The following is a 20,600-nucleotide window of genomic DNA, read 5'->3' as shown; positions in this document are numbered from 1 at the left end:
TCTCCTTCACTCCGCCGCGAGGGCTTCGGGCGCGGTAAAGGCGCGCATTTTCTCAAGATACCAGCTCACGAACTGGATCACGCCGTCCTCATGGATCGCCGAATACGGCCCCGGCTCATAGGCCGGCGAATTGATCCCCGCCTGGTTGTCCTCGACCACCTGACGGTCTTCGTCATTGGTATTCACCCAGACGCGCGTGAGGTTCGGCAGGCTGTAATCCATCCCGTCCACGGCATCTTTGTTCACCAGCCAGGTGGTGGTCACGGCGGTTTCCTGCGGGCCAAGCGGGATCACGCGGAAGGTGATCGAGTGATCGGTGAGGAAGTGGTTCCACGTTGTCGGGTAGTTGAACAACAGCAACGAGCCCGCATCGAGCACCGGCACCGTGCCGAGGCGCTTTTCGACCGCGATCTTACCGGTCAGCGTATAGCTTTCTGCCCCGTCGAGCAGCGGCATACGAGCAACCCGATATTGACCATCTTCGGCCATGCGGAAGCGCGCAGGCGCACCGAGGTTTTCAAGACGGGAAAAGTGTTCTTCGACCTTCTCCGGGAACGTCCCATCGGGCGACACGCCCGTGATCGACGGATCTTCCGGATAGGTGCGACACAGGTCCGGGTGGTTGCCCGCACAGTGATAACACTCGCGGTTGTTCTCCCAAACGAGCTTCCAGTTGCCCTTCTCGATGATCGTCGAGGAATAGGCGACCTTGGCGTTTTCGAGATCGTGCACTTCGAGATAAGGGCGCACAGTGTCGGCGAAGGCGTCGAAATCCGGGGCTTCATCCGCGAGGCAGATATAGACGAGGCCAGCGACCGTCCGGCAGTGCACAGGCTTCAGCCCAAACTTCGACGGATCAAAGTTTTCGTCCATGTCGCGCGCCCAGACGAGCGAGCCATCCAGATCATAGGTCCACTGGTGATAAGGGCAGGTCAACTTGGCGACCTTGCCGTTTTTGGCGCTACAGATCACAGAGCCGCGGTGGCGGCAGGAATTGTGGAACGCCTGAACGCCACCTTCATTGTCGCGGATGACGATCACGTCATAAGCACCAATCTTGATGCGCTCGTAGCTACCGGCTTCGGCGAGCTGACAGGCAGGCAGGACAAAAAGCCAGTCGCGATAGAAGATTGCGTTGAGATCTTCTTTGTAAATCTCATCGGAACAGTAAAAAGCCTGTGCCAGCGAAAAGCCGTCTTTATGCTGGGCCAGCAAATCGGTCAGAGGGGGGGTCTTGCTCATCATAGCGGGATCCTGAAGGCGATGTTTCTAGACTCAGGAGGCGCAAGACAGGTGATCTTGACAATGGATAAAAAATTCAACTGAGTTTACTATAGATAATGCGATAACTTAGAAACACCATTTGAAAGCCCCCCATGCCCCGCTCCTACGACCTGCCATCTCTGGGCGACCTGTCCTGCTTCGAGGCCACGGCCCGCCACCTGAGCTTCAAAGACGCGGCAGCCGAACTGAACGTGACCCCTGCGGCGGTCAGCCATCGCATCAAATCGCTTGAACAGGACCTCGGCCAGCCGATGTTCACACGCAAGTTTCGCGGCGTGGAACTGACCCAAGCCGGGGCCTTGTTGTTCGTCGCAATTCAGCGCGGATTTGAGACCATTTCGGAATGTGTTCAGCGCATTCGATACCGGCAGGACGAAAGCGGCGTCACCATCACCGCCACCCCTGCGATTAGCGGCCTCTGGTTAACGCAACGCCTCGCGACGTTTTGGGGCTCCAATCCAGAGATATCCATCTCTCAAATCGTACAAGAAGCCGGCAGCACGACCCTCTCGGATTTGAGCATCCATTATGGCAACCCCGATGAAGCCGTCGGCGACATCCGGATTTTATTCCAAGGCTGCATCTCCGCGCTCGGAACGCCAATTTATAAAGAAAAATACGGAATTTCAGGGCTTTCCGATCTTGCCAAAGCCCCTCTGGTCCACGCCCAATCCCCGGATCAAAGCTGGACAGAATGGAGCGACTGGCTATCCGAGACAGGCGCGTCGGAGGCCTCTGGTCCCGGGTATTTCCTGAACAATTATCTGATCGCATTGCGCACTGCGGAGAACCATGTGGGTGCCGTTTTGGGATGGGAGAGCCTGCTCCAACAGCATCTGGAAAGCGGTCGCTTTGTTCGACTTGTGCCCGAGGTCATTCCGTCACCGCATCCGTTTTACCTGCGCATTCATGACGATGCGTCGCGCGACGCGCGCCATTTCGCTGACTGGCTGGTGGGCGCAACCGGTTGATGGATCGTCACGCAATTGCGCTCCGCCTTACGTCACGAACTTTCGACTGACGCATGAGCGCAGCCTGGTGACGCGAACCGGCCTCGTCAAAATGCGCAACCACCGGGAAGGGACTGCGTCAGATGAATGCAGATAATTCCAAAATGAGCGACAGTCATTCCCTCGACCAGAGAGATATTTTTAACTGATTAATCAATTAAAAATATTATACCACAGATCGTGGCGCATAAAAAAAGGGCGACACAGCCGCCCTTTTCGTCATTTTGGACGTGCAAATCAGCTGCGCGGCTTGAGGTTTTCCGGGTCGTAAAGCGGCGCATAACCGATTCCCACGACCTCAACCGGATAGGTTTCATCAAGATAGGTCACAGAAAGCTTCCGCCCCTTCTCACAATACGCCCACGGCAGATAGGCCAGAGCGATGTTCTTGCCCACGCTCGGACCATAGGCCACCGAAGAGGTATAGGAGCGACGCCCCAGCTCATCGACCAGCACCTCCCCCGTCTCCGGGTCCATCACCGGCATGGTGGTGTTCGGATAGCGCTTCACCCCGTTGCTGTCGGTGTGCTCCAGCATCACGAGTGTGCAGAGCATCGCGGGCTGATGCTCTCGTGCCCGGTATTCGAGGTGTTTCTCCTTCCCGCGGAAGTCGGCCTCTTTGACTTTCGGACGCGCGAGATCGGCCTCGTAGAGGTTGTATTGCGTGTTCAGATCGGCGTTTTGCAGGCGCAGGGATTTCTCCAAACGGCGAGAGTTCGCATAGGTTTCGACACCCACGGCCATCACACCGGTCTCCCGCAGCGCGTCCCAGACGGCAAGCCCGTCCTCATAGCGCATGTGAAGCTCCCAGCCCTGTTCGCCAACATAGGAAATGCGGAAGGCAGAAACTTTCTTGCCCGCGATCTCGCTCTCCTTGATCGCAGCGAACGGGAAGTTTTCGACGTCGAGCATATCCGGATCGGCGACCACTTTCTTGAGGTTTGCGCGGGCGTTCGGCCCCCAAATCCCGATGGTGGTGAACTCTTCCGTCACCTCTTTGATGGTGACATCCAGCCCACGATCTTCGGCCATACGCTGCATGTAGATCAAATCACGCGGCCCGGCGTCGGCGCCGTTCACAAGGCGGCACCGATCCGCCATGCGGAACACGGTAAAGTCGGCCCGGACATTGCCTTCGTCATCGAGCATATGGGTGTAAATCCCCTTGCCGATCATGTTGTCACCGCCGATTTTCGCCGCGCAAAGGTATTCCATCAGCTCGACGTGATCCGGCCCGGAAATATCCGTCATGTGGAAGTGCGACAGGTTGATGATGCCGCAATCTGCGCTCATCTCAAGCTGTTCGGCGTTGGAGACACGCCAGAAATGGCGGTTGTCCCATTCGGCCTCGCGCACTGGCACTTGATCGGCATATTTTTCCAACAAATGCTCGTTGGCCGCGTAGCCATGCGCCCGTTCCCAGCCGCCAAGCTCCATGAAATAGCCACCAAGCTCGACCTCACGCTCATAGAAAGGCGAACGACGCACGCCGCGCCCTTTCGAGAAGGGTTCGCGCGGGTGGACCGGCGGGTTGTAGATCTTCTTCGCGGTCTCATAGCAACGATCCCAGATGAAATCTTCGGTCAGCTGGAAATCACTGAAGCGGGAATAGTCGATGCCGTGGTGGTCAATGTCCGTGCGACCATAGGTCATCCAATCCGCAATCAGCTTGGCCATGCCGGGGCCGTCCTTGACCCAGATCGCGACCGCATACCAAAGGCCGCGCAGCTTGCGGCTTTCACCCATCGACGGCCCGCCGTCGGTCGTGGTTTGAAGCAACCCGTTGAAGGAATGGCTTTCGTTGAACCCAAGCTCCGCGAGGATCGGCGTCAATTCCATCGCCTTTTCAAGCGGTTCGATCACATCTTCCAGAACGAGATCGCGCATTGACGGCCCGAGGCGCGCTTGGTCTTTCTCCAAAATGTCGCGCGGGTGAACCATGCGGGGCTCGTCTTCGTAATAGTAGCCCCATTCCATCTGACCGCCTTCGGTGGTCGCAGGGTCGCCGGTGTCACGCATATAGGCGGAGTTGCCCTGATCGCGCAGGAGCGGACGGCCAATCTCTTTGCCCGTGCCAGCAAACTCATCATAGGGACCGAAGAAGGTCAGCGGGTGATCGACAGGCATGACCGGAAGGTCTTCGCCCGCCATATCGGCAATGAGACGTCCCCAAAGCCCGGCGCAGACCACAACGTGATCGGCCATGATCGTGCCGCGCTCGGTTTTGACACCTTTGACGCGGCCATTCTCCGTGATCAGTTCAAGCGCAGGGGTGTTGGCAAACACTTTGAGTTTGCCGGACTTTTCCGCCTGATCGACCAGCTTGCCCGCCACAGTTTGCGAACGCGGAACGACAAGACCGGCATCCGGATCCCACATGGCGCATTGGATCTGATCTTCTTCGAGAAGCGGGAATTTCTCTTTGGCTTCCGCTGCGGAGATCATTTTCACATTGGAGCCGAACGCACGACCGGAGTCGCAGCGGCGCTTCAGCTCGGTCAGACGATCGTCATCGCCAACCCGGCAGACCTCAAGTCCACCGATCCGCGAGTAGTGACCCATCTTTTCATAGAAATCCATGGAGTACATGGTGGTCCAGGTGGACAGAAGATCGTGGCTCGTGGCGTAGCAGAAATCCGACGCGTGGCCGGTGGAGCCGATGTCGGTCGGAACCGCAGATTTGTCGATGCCGACGATGTCGTCCCAGCCGTTCTCGATCAGGTGATGGGCGACGGATGCGCCCACGATACCGCCGAGACCGACGATGACAACGCGTGCTTTTTCGGGAAATTTGGACATGTTGGCCTCCGGTTACGCGATTTGTTTTTCAAGTTCGGGCAGGATGTCGAAGAGATCGCCGACGATGCCGTAATCAGCGACCTGAAAGATCGGCGCGTCTTCATCGCTGTTAATCGCGACGATGATTTTGCTGTCTTTCATGCCCGCAAGGTGCTGGATCGCCCCGGAAATCCCGCAGGCGATGTAAAGATCGGGCGCCACGACCTTGCCAGTCTGACCGACCTGCATATCGTTGGCTGCATAGCCCGCATCGACCGCCGCGCGCGACGCACCAATGGCCGCGCCGAGCTTGTCAGCGACGGGGGTAAGCACGTCGTTGAATTTCTCCTCCGAGCCCAGAGCGCGGCCACCCGAGAGGATGATTTTCGCAGAGGCCAATTCCGGGCGGTCGCTTTCGGTCAAGAGGTTCTCAACAAAACGCGAGAGGCTCGGCGCCTCAACCGCGCTGACGGTGGTGATCGGGGTCTCTGCCCCCTCCTCCGCCGCCGCAAAACTCGCGCCGCGCACGGTCAGAACGCGCGGGGTCTCGATGCATTGCACCACCTCAATGGCGTTGCCAGCATAGATCGGGCGCTTAAACATATCAGACGCCTCGACCGCAATGATTTCAGACACTTGCATCACGTCGAGCAGCGCCGCAACGCGCGGCATGACGTTTTTGCCCGTGGTGGTTGCGGGTGCGATAAGGGTGTCATAGTCGCCCGCCATCGATTGGATCAGCGCGGCGCAAGGCTCGGCGAGCTGAGCGGCAAGGCTATCATCCTCGACGAGGATCACGCTGCGCACACCGGCGAGTTTCGACGCGGCGGAAGCGGCGCCCCCCGCGCCCTGCCCGGCGATCAGAATGTCGATCTCGCCGCCGATTTCCTTGGCGGCAGTGAGCGCCTTGGCCGTCTGGTCCGACAGGCTGGCGTTGTCATGGTCTGCAAAAAGAAGAATGGCCATATCAATATCTCCCAGGCGTCAGAGGACAGCCGCTTCGTTTTTCAGTTTGTCGAGCAAGTCCGCCACAGTCGCGAGCTTCACACCAGCCTCACGGGTCGCGGGCTCTTCGACACGAACAAGGTTTAGACGGCGTGTCGTATCAACGCCGAAATCTGCGGCGGTCTTTTTGTCGAGCGGCTTTTTCTTGGCCTTCATGATGTTCGGCAAAGAGGCATAGCGCGGCTCATTGAGACGCAGGTCGGCGGTCACCACGGCAGGCAGCGTCACTTCGATCTTCTGCAACCCGCCATCGACCTCACGCGTCACCGTCGCGATGCCGTCGCCAAGCTCAACGTCGGAAGCGAAGGTGGCTTGGGACCAGCCCAACAAAGCGGAAAGCATCTGGCCCGTCTGGTTGCAATCGTCGTCAATCGCCTGCTTGCCGAGGATCACCATCTCGGGCGCCTCTTCCGTCACCACGGCTTTCAGAAGCTTTGCGACAGCGAGCGGCTCAACAATGCCTTCGGCCTCAATCAGGATGGCGCGATCTGCTCCCATGGCGAGGGCATTGCGCAGAACGTCCTGAGCCTGCGCCGGACCCACGGATACGACGATGACTTCTTCCGCTTTTCCGGCCTCTTTCAAACGGACGGCCTCTTCCACGGCGATCTCATCGAAAGGGTTCATGGACATTTTCACATTGGCCAATTCCACACCCGTGCCATCGGATTTGACACGGATTTTCACATTGTGATCGACGACCCTTTTCACCGGGACCAAGAGTTTCATTGCGACAGTCTCTTTCCTGTTGAGGCAGAATGGTCCGGGGGCGTCCCGGCGCTTCTTTGATTTTATGAGGCACGGTCTTTGGGCAGAACTCCCCCAAAGCCATGAGGCAGTATTGTGTCGCGGAAACGCCCCTGTATAGTACACATGCGACACCAAAAGATGACTGCTGAGACAGATGGCACAGCCAAGCCCCCAGACCCCCGCCGCCCTGCGCGCCAGACCGCCCAGACCAGAAGGCCAACGCCTTTCCGTCGGCTTCATACTCGCCAAACGGTTTACGCTCTGCGCCTTCGCGAATTTCGTCGACGTTCTGCGCCTCGCAGCCGATGAAGGTGATCGCAGCCGTCCGATCCTGTGTCACTGGAGTGTCCTGTCGGACAATATGGATGGGGTGGTTTCAAGCTGCGGCGTTACGGTGCAGCCGAAAGAGCGCCTCGGCGATCCGTCGCGTTTCGACTACATCGTCGTGGTTGGCGGGCTGGTCGATGAAACGCCCGATCTCGGCCCGGCCTATTCGCGCTATCTACAACAGGCCGCAGCACTTGGCGTGCCGCTTATCGGGGTTTGCACAGGGGCGTTTTTCCTGCACCAAGCGGGGCTCTTGAGAGACCGCCGTTGCTGTGTGAGCTGGTTCCATCATGCTGATTTTCTCGAACAATTCGAAGGTCTCAATCCGGTCTCAGACCAGATTTTCGTGGTCGATGGGGACCGTATCACCTGTTCCGGCGGTGTGAGTTCCGCGCATCTGGCGGCCTATTTGGTCGACAAACATATCGGACGCGCGCAGGCCTCGAAAAGTCTGCATATTATGATCATCGACGACGCGCTCGAAGGCCATGTGCCGCAGCCCGGCGTGACGATGGAATTCAAAACGAAAGATCCGCTGGTGCGCCGTGCCCTGCTGATCATGCAGCAAAATATCGACACGCCGATCCCGATCCACGAGGTCGCGAAACGCATGGGACATAGCAAACGCCAGATCGAGCGGCATTTCCGCGCCGCGCTGGACGCCTCTCCGCAGGAAGTGTTCCTGAACATTCGTCTGGGGTTTGCGCACCACCTGCTCAAAATGACCGACAAGCCGATTGCACAGGTGGCGATGGATACGGGGTTCTGCGACAGCTCGCATCTTGGGCGCAGTTTCCGCAAACGCTATGGCGCGACCCCCAACAGTTTTCGGCAACTGTCTCAGGGGATCGCGATCTGATTTATCGTTGAGCGGTTTCCCAACGCGGGTTGATCCAAGGCTCTGCGTTCGACGCCGGAAGCGGGTCATTGCCGAGGATGTTGTCCGAGGCTTTTTCGCCGGTCATGATCGAGGGCCCGTTCAGGTTGCCATTGGTGACCTGCGGGAAGATCGAACTGTCGGCCAGTCGCAATCCTTCTACACCGATCACCCGGTTTTTCGGGTCCACTACGGCCATCGGATCATCCGCGCGACCCATGCGACAGGTGCCGCAGGGATGATAGGCGCTTTCCACATGCTCTTTGATGAAGCCGTTCAGCTCGTCATCGCTCTGGATCGCATCGCCGGGCTGAATTTCATGCTTCACATAGGGTTTGAACGCGTCCTGCGCGAAAATCTCGCGGGTGAGACGGATACAGGTGCGGAAATCCTCCCAATCCTTCTCATGCGACATGTAATTGAACAGGATTTTCGGCGCCTCGCGCGGGTCTTTCGAACGCAGGGTAACCTCGCCCCGAGAGGGTGAGCGCATCGGGCCAACATGGGCCTGAAACCCGTGACCTTCGGCCGCTGCCTGACCGTCGTAACGCACGGCGATGGGAAGGAAATGGTATTGAATATCAGGGTATTCGATACCGGCTTTCGAGCGAATAAAGGCCGCACTTTCGAATTGGTTCGACGCGCCCAGACCTTTTTTCGTAAACAGCCATTGCGCACCGATCATGGCCTTGGAAATCAGGTTCCAGTGTTTATAGAGCGTGATCGGCTGCGAGGCCGCCATTTGCAGATAGAGCTCAAGGTGATCCTGAAGGTTCTTGCCCACACCTTTGCGGTTGGCTTTGACCTCGATGCCGAGCGCGGCGAGTGCATCGGCTGGGCCAACACCGGATTGCAAAAGGATTTTCGGCGAGTTGATCGAACCTGCGGCGAGCACAACCTCGCGGCGGGCTTTGATCACACGACCATCGACAAGACGCACCCCCGTGGCACGCCCCTCTTCGATCTCGATCCGATCCACGAGACCTTTGACGATGTCGCAATTCTCCCGCTTTAGTGCGGGTTTGAGATAGGCGTTGGCAGCGGACCAGCGGCGGCCTTTCCAGACCGTCTGTTCCATCGGACCAAAGCCCTCTTGTTTCTCGCCGTTGTAATCGCCGGTGACCTCATAGCCCGCCTGCGCGCCCGCATCGACGAACGCCTGAAACAGCGGGTTGTCACGAGGGCCACGGGTCACATGCAAAGGCCCATCGGTGCCGCGCCAGGTCGGATCGCCGCCATGACCGCCGTCATGCCAGGTCTCCATCCGTTTGTAATAGGGCAGCACGTCTTTATAGGCCCAACCATCCGCGCCCATTTCGGCCCAAGTGTCAAAATCACGGGCATGACCGCGCACATAGACCATGCCGTTGATCGAGGACGAGCCGCCAATCACCTTGCCACGCGGGGTGGCGAGCCGACGCCCGCCGAGATGCGGCTCGGGTTCCGATTGATAGCCCCAGTCATAGCGCTTCATATTCATCGGATAAGACAATGCGGCAGGCATCTGAATGAGCGGCCCGGCGTCCGTGCCGCCGTGTTCGATGACCAGAACGGAGGCGCCACTTTCCGAGAGGCGATAGGTCATGGCGGAGCCTGCGCTGCCCGCGCCGATGATGACGAAATCTGCTTCCATATCTCTGGCCTCTCTTAGAATGCGGCTTCGACCGGGGAGAGGCCGACATAGACGGATTTGACCTCGGAGTAATGCTCGATGGCGGCATGACCATTCTCGCGGCCAACGCCGGAGGATTTGACCGCGCCAAAGGGCATCTCGATCGGGGTCAGGTTGTAGGTGTTGATCCAGCAGGTGCCTGCCTCAAACGCTTTGACGACGCGATGCGCGCGAGTCAGGTCAGATGTGAAGACGCCCGCAGCCAAACCGAAGTCCGTGTTATTGGCGCGCGCCATGACCTCTTCCTCGGTCTCGAACGGCAGGACCGACATGACTGGCCCGAAAATCTCTTCGCGGGCGATGGTCATATCGTCGGTCACGTCGGAGAAAACGGTCGGCTCAATGAACAGTCCGCCGTTCATATGCGCCTTGCCGCCGGTGACGAGGGTCGCGCCCTCTTCGACGCCTTTGGCGATGTAGTTGAGCGTGATGTTGAGTTGGCCTTGCGACACCATCGGGCCGAAATTCGTGGCCTCGTCGAGCGGATCGCCGATCACGGCCTTGGCGGTGCGCTCTTTCAACCGGTCGAGGAATTTCGGCAGAATGCCTTTTTGCACGAAGACCCGCGTGCCGTTGGAGCAAATCTGGCCGGAGGAGTAGAAATTGCCATTGATCGCGGCGGAAATCGCATCCTCGATGCTGGCGTCGTCGAAAATGATCAGAGGCGATTTGCCGCCCAATTCCATGGTGACATGTTTCATGCCCGCCGCCGCAGCAGCGTAGACTTTACGACCCGTCGGCACGGAGCCGGTGAGCGAGACTTTCGCCACGCGGGCGTCTTCGACCAAAGCGCCGCCGACTTCGCCATAACCTTGCACAACATTGAACACGCCATCGGGCAGACCTGCCTCGGTCAGAATCTCGGCGAGTTTGAGCGCACCCAAAGGCGTAACCTCAGAGGGTTTGAACACCATCGTGTTGCCACAAGCGAGCGCAGGCCCGGCTTTCCAACAGGCGATCTGCGTCGGGTAGTTCCAAGCGCCAATGCCAACGCAAAGCCCGAGAGGTTCGCGGATCGTATAGGCGAAATCCGCGCCCAATTGAATGTGTTCGCCCGTCAGACCCGCCGCAAGCGACCCGAAATACTCAAGGCAATCCGCACCAGACGCGGCATCGGCGATCAGGGTTTCCTGCAACGGCTTACCGGTGTCATAGGTTTCCATCACAGACAGCTCGTGATTGCGGTCCCGAATGATCTCGGCAGCACGGCGCAGAATGCGCCCTCGCTCCGTCCCGGTTATCGCGGCCCAGCCCGCACGGGCGGCATCCGCAGAGGCAAGCGCCAGTTCCACAACAGCGGGCGTCGCGGCATGGAGCTTTGCAATCACCTCACCCGTCGCCGGATAGGTCGAGTTAAGTTCTGCGCCTGCCGTGTCCTCGACGTAGCGGCCGTTGATATAGTGGCTGGCTTTGGGTTGCTGTACGGGTGTCTCGCTCATGGTGTGTTCCTTTGGGCTTTCGTCACTCGCCACGCGGGAAACGCGCGATGTCTTCGACGGTGTTCAAATCCATATGGTTGCGCATGTAGCGCTCGGAGGCTTTTTGCAGCGGTTGGTAATCCCATGGGAAATAGTCGCCGTTGCGGAGCGCCTCGTAGACGATCCAGCGACGGGCTTGGCTTTCCCGGACCTGTGCATCGAATTGCGCCAGATCCCAGCGTGCATCCGCCATGGCCTGCAAACGGGTGAGCGTCTCCGCATGGGCCGGATCTCCTGCGAGGTTGGTCAACTCATGGGGGTCATTTGCGAGGTCAAACAATTGTTCAGGGTCGAGCGCACAGCGGGTGAATTTGTAATCCCCGTCACGCAAGGCGACGAGCGGCGCATAGGAGGCCTCGGCGGCATATTCCATCGCCACGGGCGCAGTCCGTGTCTCGCCCTTTGCAAGCGGCACAAGGCTTTCGCCATCGGTCCACGGCATGACGTCCGCCATCGACACGCCCGCGATGTCGCAAAGCGTCGGCGTCACGTCGATGGTGGAGACGGGCGTCTCGATCAGGCCGGGCGTGAGATCGGGCGACGCGATCATCAACGGCACACGTGCGGAACCCTCGAAAAAATTCATTTTGAACCAAAGCCCGCGCTCGCCCAACATATCGCCATGATCAGACACAAAGAGGATCACCGCGTCTTGGCGCGTGGCCTCCAGCGTGTCGAGGATGTCGCCGATCTTGTCGTCGAGATAGGAGATGTTGGCGAAATAGGCGCGACGCGATTTGCGAATGTCTTCTTCCGTGATGTCGAAATTGCGCCAGTCATTGGCATCGAAAATCCGTTTCGCATGCGGGTCGTGGTCCTCATAGGCCATCGCGGGCACTTCGGGCAGAAGATTCTCGCAATCCTCATACAGATCCCAATATTTTTGCCGGGTAACATAAGGATCGTGCGGATGGGTGAAGCTCACGGTCAGACACCAAGGGCGGTCATCCTTGCCGCGCGACAGGTCCTGAAGTTTGCGGGTGGCGTGATAGGCGACCTCGTCGTCATATTCCATCTGGTTAGAAATCTCGGCCACACCCGCGCCCGTCACGGAGCCCATATTGTGATACCACCAGTCGATCCGCTCACCCGGTTTGCGGTAATCCGGCGTCCAACCGAAATCAGCGGGATAGATATCCGTGGTCAGGCGTTCCTCAAACCCATGCAACTGGTCGGGGCCGACGAAGTGCATCTTGCCGGAGAGGCAGGTCTGATAGCCCGCACGGCGCAAATGATGCGCATAGGTCGGGATGTCGGAAGCAAATTCGGCGGCATTGTCATACACGCGAGTGCGCGAGGGCAATTGGCCGGACATGAAGCTCGCCCGCCCCGGCGCGCAAAGCGGCGACCCGGTGTAGCTGTTGGCAAAGCGGGTGGAACGGGCCGCGAGTTTCTTGAGGTTCGGCGCGTGAAGCCAATCGACGGGACCGTCCGGGAAGAGCGTCCCGTTCAACTGATCGACCATCAGGATGAGGATGTTCGGTGTCTGTGCGTTCATTTATGGATCCCCTTAGGCGCCCTGCTCTTTCGGCAGGTGGAGTTGCAGGTAATCAAGCGCAATCGCTTCGGGATGTTTCGGACGCTCTTGCTCATGACACAGCACGAAACGGATGTAGGCCCCGTCGATAATTGCGGCGATTCCTTCGGCCACAACCTCGGCCTGATCGGGAATCATCTGGCGCAATTCGGACAGAAGATTCGTCTTCAGACGACGGTGATAGACCCGAAGAAGACGTGAAACTTCGCTCGATCTTTGGGCATAAACGTAAAAATTAAGCCATGCGCTGACCGTGTCAGGATGCATATTCATCTCGGAAAAACTCGTCCGGATGATGATTTCAATGCGCTCTTTCGGATCGGTTTTTCCGCGCAGATTTGCCCGAACCTCTTCACCGAACTGCGTCAAAATGTGACGCATTGCCGCAATGAACATATTGGTTTTGCTACCGAAATAGTGATGCGCCAGAGCGCTGGACATGCCTGCACGTTTGGCAATCTGGCTCACCGTCACTTCCATAGACCCAGTCTGCCCGATCTCCGCGATCACCGCGTTAATCAGCGCCGTTGTCCGGATCGGCTCCATTCCAACTTTTGGCATCTCTTTCCTCTTTCGGTTGTCAAACAAGACTGAACACGTTTTGATTAACTCATCAATCAAAATAAAACAGGGACCACCAAGATGCTACGAACGACTGCCCTCGCAACCATCTTTGCTGCCACCCAGCTCAGCGCACAGATGGCAAACGCCGAAACACCCTGCGACTCCGTGTCCTTCTCGGATGTCGGCTGGACCGACATCACGACCACCACGTCGATCGCCAAACAAATCCTCGAACCGCTCGGTTATGACGTGGATATTTCCGTGCTCTCCGTTCCGGTGACCTTCGCGTCCCTCTCCGGTGGCGACACCGATGTTTTCTTGGGCAACTGGATGCCTGCACAGGCCGGCGCCGTGAAACCCTACATCGAAGACGGCTCCATCGAGTCCGTTCACGAGAACCTGCAAGGCACCGCCTACACGCTGGCCGTTCCGGCCTATACCTATGAGAAAGGTCTCAAGGACTATGCCGACATCGCGAAATTCGCCGATGAGCTGGACGAGACCATCTACGGCATCGAGCCCGGCAACGAAGGCAACGACTATCTGATCGGCCTGACCGAGAGCAACACGTTCGGCCTTGGCGACTTCGACATCAAAGAAAGCTCCGAACAAGGCATGCTGAGCCAAGTGCGCCGCGCCTATGACAAAGGCGAAGACGTCGTCTTTCTCGGCTGGGCGCCGCACCCGATGAACGTCAACTTCGACCTGAAATACCTCACCGGCGGCGAAGAGTTCTTTGGCGGCGAAGGTGTCGTGAACACGCTGACCCGCAAGGGCTTCGTCTCGGAATGCCCGAATGTTGGCAAGCTCTTGACCAATCTCGATTTCACCGTTGCGATGGAAAGCGAAATCATGGGCACGATCCTCAATGACGGCGAAGACGCAGACGATGCTGTCTCTGCCTATGTCAAAGCCAACCCGGATGTCCTCACCTCCTGGCTCGAAGGCGTGACCACCACCTCCGGCGAAGAAGGCCTTCCGGTCGTCAAAGCAGCCTTCGGTCTCTGATCGTGACGAAACACAGGTCCGGGCGCGCCGCTCCCGGACCTGCCTTTACCAAGTTTTCTCACACATATCGGGGTGCCTCACCCCATCGGAGATCACATGAGCTTCATTACGGATTATAAAATCCCGGTCGGAGATGTCGCCGCCGACTTTTTCGATTGGATGCAAGATCACGGGGGCTGGTTCTTTGATGCGCTCGCCGCCGTTTTGGAATGGATGATCGACGCCGTTCTGTGGATCCTGCAAACCCCACCGCCGCTTCTGATTATCGCCGTTTTCGTCGCTGGCACTTGGGCTCTGCAACGCAACTGGAAGGCCTGCCTTCTCGTTGCGCTCGGGTTCTTGTTCATTCTCAATCAGGACTATTGGGAAGAAGCCACCGAAAGCCTGACACTGGTCGTCGCCTCCTGTGTCGTCTGCATGGCGCTTGGCGTTCCCATCGGCATCTTCGCCGCGCGCCGTCCCGGCTTTTACCGCGTGCTGCGCCCGATCCTCGATCTGATGCAAACGCTGCCGACCTTTGTCTACCTGATCCCCGCCATCGTGTTCTTCGGCATCGGCATGGTGCCCGGTCTTCTGGCGACCGTGGTCTTCGTCCTGCCCGCCCCGATCCGCCTCACGCATCTGGGCATCAGCTCGACCCCGCCCGCTTTGCTCGAAGCCGTGCAGGCCTTTGGCGGCACTTCGCGCCAGATTCTATGGAAAGTCGAACTGCCCTTCGCCCTGCCCCAGATCATGGCTGGTCTGAACCAGACCATCATGCTGTCGCTCTCCATGGTTGTGGTTGCCGCGCTTGTTGGCGCCGATGGCCTTGGCGTTCCTGTCGTCCGCGCACTCAACCAGGTCAACACCGCGCTTGGGTTTGAGAGCGGGTTTGTCATCGTCGTGCTCGCCATCATGCTCGACCGTGTTTTGAGGATTGAACGCAAATGACCGCAGTCATTTTTGACAATGTCTCCATCGTCTTTGGCGACAACCCCGAAACCGCCCTGCCTCTCATGGATGAGGGCAAGAACCGCGCCGAAGTGCAGAACGCGACCGATCAGGTTCTTGGCGTGCATAATTGCTCACTGGAAGTTCAAGAGGGCGAAATCCTTGTCCTCATGGGCCTTTCAGGGTCCGGCAAATCCACGCTTCTGCGGGCCGTCAACGGGTTGAACCCAGTGGTACGCGGCGAGGTGAAGATCAGCGACGGATCCGAGATGGTCAGCGTGACCCATGCCGACCCGAAAGCGCTGCGTGAGCTGCGCCAATCGCGCGTCGCCATGGTGTTCCAGCAATTCGGCCTCCTGCCCTGGCGCTCCGTCCGCGAGAACGTCGGGCTTGGCCTTGAGCTGGCCGGAGTTCCCTCTGACGTCCGCGAGAAAAAGGTCGATGCGCAGCTCGCGCTGGTGAACCTCACCAACTGGGCTGACAGCAAGGTGTCCGAACTCTCCGGCGGCATGCAGCAACGTGTGGGCCTCGCCCGCGCCTTCGCCGCTGATGCGCCGATCCTTCTGATGGACGAACCCTTCTCCGCCCTCGATCCGCTCATTCGCAACCACTTGCAGGACGAGCTGATCGACCTGCAAAAGACGCTCAAACGCACGATCATCTTCGTGAGCCACGATCTTGATGAGGCGTTCAAGCTGGGCGACCGGATTGCGATCATGAAAGGTGGCCGCATCGTACAATGCGGTACGCCCAAGGACATCTTCGAGAACCCTGCCGACGAATATGTCGAAGAGTTCGTCAATCACATGAATCCGCTCGGCGTTCTGACTGCGGGTGACGTGATGGAAGAGGTCAAAGGACATCACGACGAGACCGTGGACGCAAAAACGCCCGTCATCGAACTGATGGGGCAGCTGGCCGGGATGGACAAGCCGCTGGGCGTGACCCGTGAGGGGGAGCTGATCGGACAGGCGTCGCGTGCGTCCTTGCTCAAGGAACTGGCGAAGAAGTCAGCTTGAGATTGGTGAGATGTGAAACGATGAAACCCGCGCTTTTGGCGCGGGTTTTGTTTTTTGGGGGGTGGATTGGTGGCCTACCCTGCACAGGGGCTGACTGCTCCAGACCGCACCTCCTGCCCAGCGCCCACAAGTGTGTGGGCGCGTTCGCACTTTCAAAAGGTCCACTGGACCTTTTGATCTGGCTTCGCCAGACCAGTACTCACCCCATTCTCTCCGAAGCATATTCACCGGGAGACGCAGGAAAGACGACCGTCTTGTCCCCGTTCATAAACACCCGGCGGTTCACATGCGCATGGATCGCGCGGGCCAGCACCTGACTTTCCACATCGCGCCCAAGCGACACGTAGTCCGGCGCGGATTGCGCATGGGTGACGCGCACGATGTCCTGTTCGATGATCGGCCCCTCATCGAGATCCGCCGTCACATAGTGGGACGTCGCCCCGATCAATTTCACACCGCGCTCGAACGCCTGTTTATAAGGGTTCGCGCCTTTGAAAGACGGCAGGAAAGAATGGTGGATGTTAATGATCCGGCCAGACATTTTCTGGCACATCTCATCAGAGAGGATTTGCATATAGCGCGCCAGAACGATGAGTTCCGCGCCCGATTCCTCGACCACTTTCATGATCGCAGCTTCAGCCTTCGGCTTATTCTCTTTCGTCACCTTGATGCAATGGAACGGAATGTCGGCGTTCACGACGACTTTCTGATAATCCATATGGTTCGAAATCACCGATACGATCTCGATCGGCAGCGCGCCGATCCGGGCCCGGTAGAGAAGATCGTTGAGACAGTGGCCAAAGCGGCTCACCATGATCACGACTTTCATCTTTTCATGCGGATCGTGGAAGGCGTAGTCCATCTCGAAGGGCGCGGCCACTTCCTGCATCCCGACGCTGAGCGCCTCACGCGTCACGCCGTCCTCAGACTTAAACGTGACCCGCATGAAGAACCGGCCTGTCTCCACATCGTTGAATTGCGAGCTGTCGAGGATGTTGCAGCTGTTGAGCGCCAAATAGGTGCTCACCGCAGAGACGATCCCCCGCGTGGACTTACAGGCCACGGTCAGTGTGATATGTGTCATGATCTCTCAGCATTCCGGCAGGTTGACCGCAATGCCCCCTGTTGAAGTTTCTTTGTATTTGAGGTTCATGTCGCGCCCCGTCTCCAGCATCACCTGAATGCAGTTGTCGAGCGGCATGAAATGGTCGCCATCGCCTCTGAGCGCCAGAGACGCGGCGGAGACCGCCTTGATCGCGCCCAAGGCGTTGCGTTCGATGCAGGGCACCTGCACAAGCCCCGCCGCCGGGTCGCAGGTCATGCCCAGATGATGCTCAAGCGCGATCTCGGCAGCATTTTCAATCTGTTCGTTCGTCCCGCCCAAAGCGGCACAGAGACCCGCGGCGGCCATAGCGGCGGCTGAGCCGACCTCGCCCTGGCAACCGACCTCAGCGCCAGAGATGGACGCATTGTGTTTGATCAGCCCACCGATGGCCGCAGCCACCAAAAGGATGTCGCGACAGCCTTCGCGCGTGGCCCCGACACAATGGTCGCGGTAATAGCGCAGCACAGCCGGGATCACCCCCGCAGCGCCATTGGTGGGCGAAGTCACCACGCGTCCACCGGCAGCGTTTTCCTCGTTCACCGCCATGGCATAGACACTGATCCAGTCGTTGATCTGATGCGGATGCGCGATGTTATGGCCGCGCTCATCGACCAGCTTGTCATGGATCGCCTTGGCGCGGCGCTTGACCTTCAGACCGCCGGGCAGGATGCCCTCTTGCGCCAGACCGCGATTGACGCAGCCATCCATCGTGTCGAGCAAGGCGTCGAGCTGACGGTTCAACCCGGCCCCCTGCAACACGGTTTCATTGGCACGTTTCATCTGCGCAATGCTCTTGCCGGAGGCGCGCCCCATGTGCAGCATCTCCTGCGCCGTCCCGAAAGGATACGGCACATTCAGCGCCTCCTTTTCGGCGTGCAGGCTGGGCGGGGACAGAAACTGTCCTTCCATCTCGGCCTCGGTGACAACAAAGCCACCGCCGATGGAATAATAGGTCTGCTGATAATAGGTGTTCCCGGCGGTATCATGCGCCTTGAGCACCATGCCGTTGGCGTGTCCCGGCAGGGGATCGCCGTAGTCAAACACAAGATCCGTCGCCGGATCGAATTTCAGCGGGAGCAGCCCCTCGGGATGCACCATGCCCTCGGCGCGCACCTTGGCCTCAATCTCTTCTGCCAGATCAGGATCGAGTGTTTCCGGACGGAATCCGCAAAGCCCGAGGATTACCGCCCGGTCGGTGGCGTGGCCCTTGCCGGTAAAGGCAAGTGAGCCGTAAAGCCGCGCGGAAAAGCTATGAAGCTCGCCCGCACCGGGAATGCGGTCCACACCGCCGCGAAGGTCGTCGAGGAACCGCGCGGCGGCAACCATCGGCCCCATCGTATGCGACGAGGACGGGCCGATGCCGACCTTGAACACATCGAAGACCGAGAGAAACATCAGTCTTCCGCCTGATAGATCGGGAAGCGCGCACAGAGCGCACGAACCTCTTCGCGCACTTCTGCCTCGACGTCCGGGTTACCCTCGGGAGTGTCCGAGAGCGCGTCGATCACCCGCAGGATAAGACCGCCGATCTCTTCGAATTCCGCCTCTTGGAACCCACGGGTCGTCCCCGCAGAGGTGCCAACGCGGATGCCGGAAGTGACAAAAGGTTTCTCCGGGTCATTCGGAATGGCGTTTTTATTGCAGGTCAGCCCAGCCCGTTCGAGCGCCTGCTCCGCCGCCTTACCGGTGACGTGTTTCGGGCGCAGGTCGATCAGCACCATATGGCTGTCGGTGCCGCCAGAGACGATGCCCAGACCGCCGACTTTCAACACATCGGCCAGCGCACGGGCGTTCTCGACAACCTGCGCGGCGTAGTCCTTAAAGGAGGGTTGCAGCGCTTCGCCAAAAGCCACGGCTTTTGCGGCGATCACATGCATCAGCGGGCCGCCTTGGTTGCCCGGAAAGACGGCGGAGTTCAGCTTTTTCGCCAGAGCTTCGTCATTCGTCAGGATGACACCACCGCGCGGACCGCGCAGGGTTTTGTGCGTGGTGGACGTCGTCACATGGGCATGCGGCACCGGGTTTGGGTATTGCCCGCCCGCGATCAGCCCCGCGTAATGCGCCATATCCACCATCAGATATGCCCCGACCTCATCGGCGATCTTGCGGAAGCCTTCAAAGTCGATCTTGCGCGGATAGGCGGACGCGCCGGCGATGATCAGCTTGGGCTGGGTCTCAATCGCCTTTTCGCGGACCTTCTCCATGTCGACCAGATGCGTGTCCGGATCGACCTCATAGGAGACCACATCGAACCATTTGCCGGACATGGTGACGGGCGAGCCGTGGGTCAGGTGCCCGCCATGGGCAAGAGACATCCCCATGATCCGGTCCCCCGGTTGCAACAGCGCGAGGAAGACGGCTTGGTTTGCCTGCGCGCCAGAATGCGGCTGGACGTTCACGAACTCAGCGCCGAACAGCGCTTTGAGCCGATCGATGGCCAGAGTTTCCACCTTATCGGCAAAGGCACAGCCGCCGTAATAGCGTTTGCCCGGATAACCTTCGGCGTATTTGTTGGTGAAAACGGATCCCTGCGCCATCATCACGTCGGGCGAGACGATGTTCTCAGAAGCGATCAGTTCGATCCGGGTCTGCTGGCGGTCCAGCTCTTCGGAGATTGCACTTTCGATTTCGGTATCGGCCATGCCGATCCGGGTCATAAGATCATACATTGGAATGTCCCTGTTGCGGGTTGATACGTCGGTCGTTAGTGGACCTCTGCGGCCAATTCGCGGCAGCAGGTGTCAAGCAAGTGTAGCATATGGGACGCAAAGGTCGCCCAGATGTCCATACGATAGGTCGTCTCAGCGTCACGCCACAGCACAACGGTCGAACTTCCAAACAGCGTCCGGCGACCTTCGCCCACCTTGATGCTGGCGGGATCGCGCGGGCTGCCGATGGACATCAGATCGGTCGCCCCCGGCCCTTCGATGGTAAAGGTGATTTCACGCCCGGAAATATCGACAAGGCTGTGCGGCAGGCTTGAAGCTCGGGATTTCTCGATCAGGGTGGCGGTCTCCGCCCCCACAATCACCCATTCATCCGGGCCGACGCACAGCACTTCGAACTCACCGGACTTGGCGCGCTGGCCGATGGGGCCCGGAAGCTCCAACCCCAATTCCTGACCAAGCTCGGCGACGTTGTCGCGGACCCGCAGGTTGAGACGCGCAGGCGGCGTGCTCAGAGAGACCTGTGCCGCAGATGTGCCGCAGAGCAGCCCGTGCGGGCGGGTGGAAAGCGTATCACTCATGGCTCTCTC

At 58.9% G+C, this 20,600-nt stretch carries 17 protein-coding genes; 5 read left to right on the top strand and 12 right to left on the bottom strand.

The annotated features are described in order from the left end of the window. Nucleotides 1-6: 6 nt before the first annotated feature. Nucleotides 7-1,245: an aromatic ring-hydroxylating oxygenase subunit alpha gene (locus ACYBHZ_RS07345; RefSeq protein ID WP_460273606.1), complete on the bottom strand. Its 1,239-nt coding sequence runs from the start codon at nucleotides 1,243-1,245 to the stop codon at nucleotides 7-9. Between the two features lie 131 nt (nucleotides 1,246-1,376). On the opposite strand from ACYBHZ_RS07345, the gene ACYBHZ_RS07340 reads away from it, so the two are divergent. Continuing rightward, the gene (locus ACYBHZ_RS07340; protein ID WP_460273605.1) at nucleotides 1,377-2,255 is read left to right on the top strand and encodes a LysR family transcriptional regulator; all 879 of its coding nucleotides are present in this window, start codon (nucleotides 1,377-1,379) and stop codon (nucleotides 2,253-2,255) included. A 276-nt stretch (nucleotides 2,256-2,531) separates the two neighbouring features. Here the strand turns inward: ACYBHZ_RS07340 and ACYBHZ_RS07335 are convergent, their stop codons facing one another. From ACYBHZ_RS07335 to ACYBHZ_RS07325, 3 genes are read right to left on the bottom strand one after another with little or no spacing between them, the layout of a single operon-like run. Continuing rightward, entirely contained in the window at nucleotides 2,532-5,093 is a 2,562-nt protein-coding gene (locus tag ACYBHZ_RS07335; RefSeq protein WP_460273604.1) for a GcvT family protein, read from the bottom strand. 12 nt (nucleotides 5,094-5,105) lie between these two features. Continuing rightward, complete coding sequence (locus tag ACYBHZ_RS07330; RefSeq protein WP_460273603.1) at nucleotides 5,106-6,038, bottom strand: electron transfer flavoprotein subunit alpha/FixB family protein; 933 nt, start codon at nucleotides 6,036-6,038, stop codon at nucleotides 5,106-5,108. An 18-nt stretch (nucleotides 6,039-6,056) separates the two neighbouring features. Further along, entirely contained in the window at nucleotides 6,057-6,806 is a 750-nt protein-coding gene (locus ACYBHZ_RS07325; protein WP_460273602.1) for an electron transfer flavoprotein subunit beta/FixA family protein, read from the bottom strand. Nucleotides 6,807-6,981: 175 nt separating this feature from the next. Here ACYBHZ_RS07325 and ACYBHZ_RS07320 point away from each other — a divergent pair, with 175 nt between their 5' ends. Further along, nucleotides 6,982-8,013: a GlxA family transcriptional regulator gene (locus tag ACYBHZ_RS07320; RefSeq protein WP_460273601.1), complete on the top strand. Its 1,032-nt coding sequence runs from the start codon at nucleotides 6,982-6,984 to the stop codon at nucleotides 8,011-8,013. A 1-nt stretch (nucleotide 8,014) separates the two neighbouring features. Here the strand turns inward: ACYBHZ_RS07320 and betA are convergent, their stop codons facing one another. From betA to betI, 4 genes are read right to left on the bottom strand one after another with little or no spacing between them, the layout of a single operon-like run. Continuing rightward, nucleotides 8,015-9,664: a choline dehydrogenase gene (gene betA, locus ACYBHZ_RS07315; RefSeq protein WP_460273600.1), complete on the bottom strand. Its 1,650-nt coding sequence runs from the start codon at nucleotides 9,662-9,664 to the stop codon at nucleotides 8,015-8,017. 14 nt (nucleotides 9,665-9,678) lie between these two features. Further along, nucleotides 9,679-11,142, bottom strand: a complete 1,464-nt coding sequence (gene betB / locus ACYBHZ_RS07310; RefSeq protein ID WP_460273599.1) for a betaine-aldehyde dehydrogenase — start codon at nucleotides 11,140-11,142, stop codon at nucleotides 9,679-9,681. A gap of 22 nt (nucleotides 11,143-11,164) precedes the next feature. Further along, complete coding sequence (betC, locus tag ACYBHZ_RS07305) at nucleotides 11,165-12,679, bottom strand: choline-sulfatase (protein ID WP_460273598.1); 1,515 nt, start codon at nucleotides 12,677-12,679, stop codon at nucleotides 11,165-11,167. 12 nt (nucleotides 12,680-12,691) lie between these two features. After that, nucleotides 12,692-13,279, bottom strand: a complete 588-nt coding sequence (betI, locus tag ACYBHZ_RS07300) for a transcriptional regulator BetI (RefSeq protein WP_460273597.1) — start codon at nucleotides 13,277-13,279, stop codon at nucleotides 12,692-12,694. 81 nt (nucleotides 13,280-13,360) lie between these two features. Between betI and choX the strand changes: the two genes are divergently transcribed. The 3 genes from choX to choV all read left to right on the top strand — a co-directional run bounded on the left by choX (nucleotide 13,361) and on the right by choV (nucleotide 16,239). Next, nucleotides 13,361-14,290 carry a choline ABC transporter substrate-binding protein gene (choX, locus tag ACYBHZ_RS07295; RefSeq protein WP_460273596.1) on the top strand — a complete coding sequence of 310 codons (930 nt, stop codon included), beginning with the start codon at nucleotides 13,361-13,363 and terminating at the stop codon, nucleotides 14,288-14,290. Between the two features lie 96 nt (nucleotides 14,291-14,386). Further along, a complete protein-coding gene (gene choW / locus ACYBHZ_RS07290; RefSeq protein WP_460273595.1) occupies nucleotides 14,387-15,220 on the top strand; it encodes a choline ABC transporter permease subunit in 834 nt (277 codons plus the stop codon). Then, complete coding sequence (gene choV, locus ACYBHZ_RS07285; protein ID WP_460273594.1) at nucleotides 15,217-16,239, top strand: choline ABC transporter ATP-binding protein; 1,023 nt, start codon at nucleotides 15,217-15,219, stop codon at nucleotides 16,237-16,239. The genes choW and choV overlap by 4 nt, the downstream gene beginning before the upstream one ends. A 199-nt stretch (nucleotides 16,240-16,438) precedes the next feature. On the opposite strand, the gene purU is transcribed toward choV, so the two are convergent. The 4 genes from purU to ACYBHZ_RS07265 are packed head-to-tail and all read right to left on the bottom strand — an operon-like array spanning nucleotide 16,439 to nucleotide 20,591. Continuing rightward, complete coding sequence (gene purU / locus ACYBHZ_RS07280; protein WP_460273593.1) at nucleotides 16,439-17,323, bottom strand: formyltetrahydrofolate deformylase; 885 nt, start codon at nucleotides 17,321-17,323, stop codon at nucleotides 16,439-16,441. Nucleotides 17,324-17,329: 6 nt separating this feature from the next. Next, on the bottom strand, nucleotides 17,330-18,739 hold the full coding sequence (locus tag ACYBHZ_RS07275; RefSeq protein ID WP_460273592.1) for an L-serine ammonia-lyase: 1,410 nt from the start codon (nucleotides 18,737-18,739) through the stop codon (nucleotides 17,330-17,332). Next, on the bottom strand, nucleotides 18,739-20,013 hold the full coding sequence (glyA, locus tag ACYBHZ_RS07270) for a serine hydroxymethyltransferase (RefSeq protein ID WP_460273591.1): 1,275 nt from the start codon (nucleotides 20,011-20,013) through the stop codon (nucleotides 18,739-18,741). The genes ACYBHZ_RS07275 and glyA overlap by 1 nt, the downstream gene beginning before the upstream one ends. 35 nt (nucleotides 20,014-20,048) lie before the next feature. Next, nucleotides 20,049-20,591 (bottom strand): sarcosine oxidase subunit gamma, encoded by a 543-nt coding sequence (locus ACYBHZ_RS07265; RefSeq protein WP_460273590.1) that lies wholly within the window; start codon nucleotides 20,589-20,591, stop codon nucleotides 20,049-20,051. Between the last annotated feature and the right edge of the window lie 9 nt (nucleotides 20,592-20,600).

The sequence above is a fragment of the Celeribacter sp. ULVN23_4 genome, assembly GCF_054788345.1.
The sequence above is the reverse complement of the archived record's forward strand: the minus strand, read 5'-3'. Positions and strand labels throughout refer to the sequence as shown.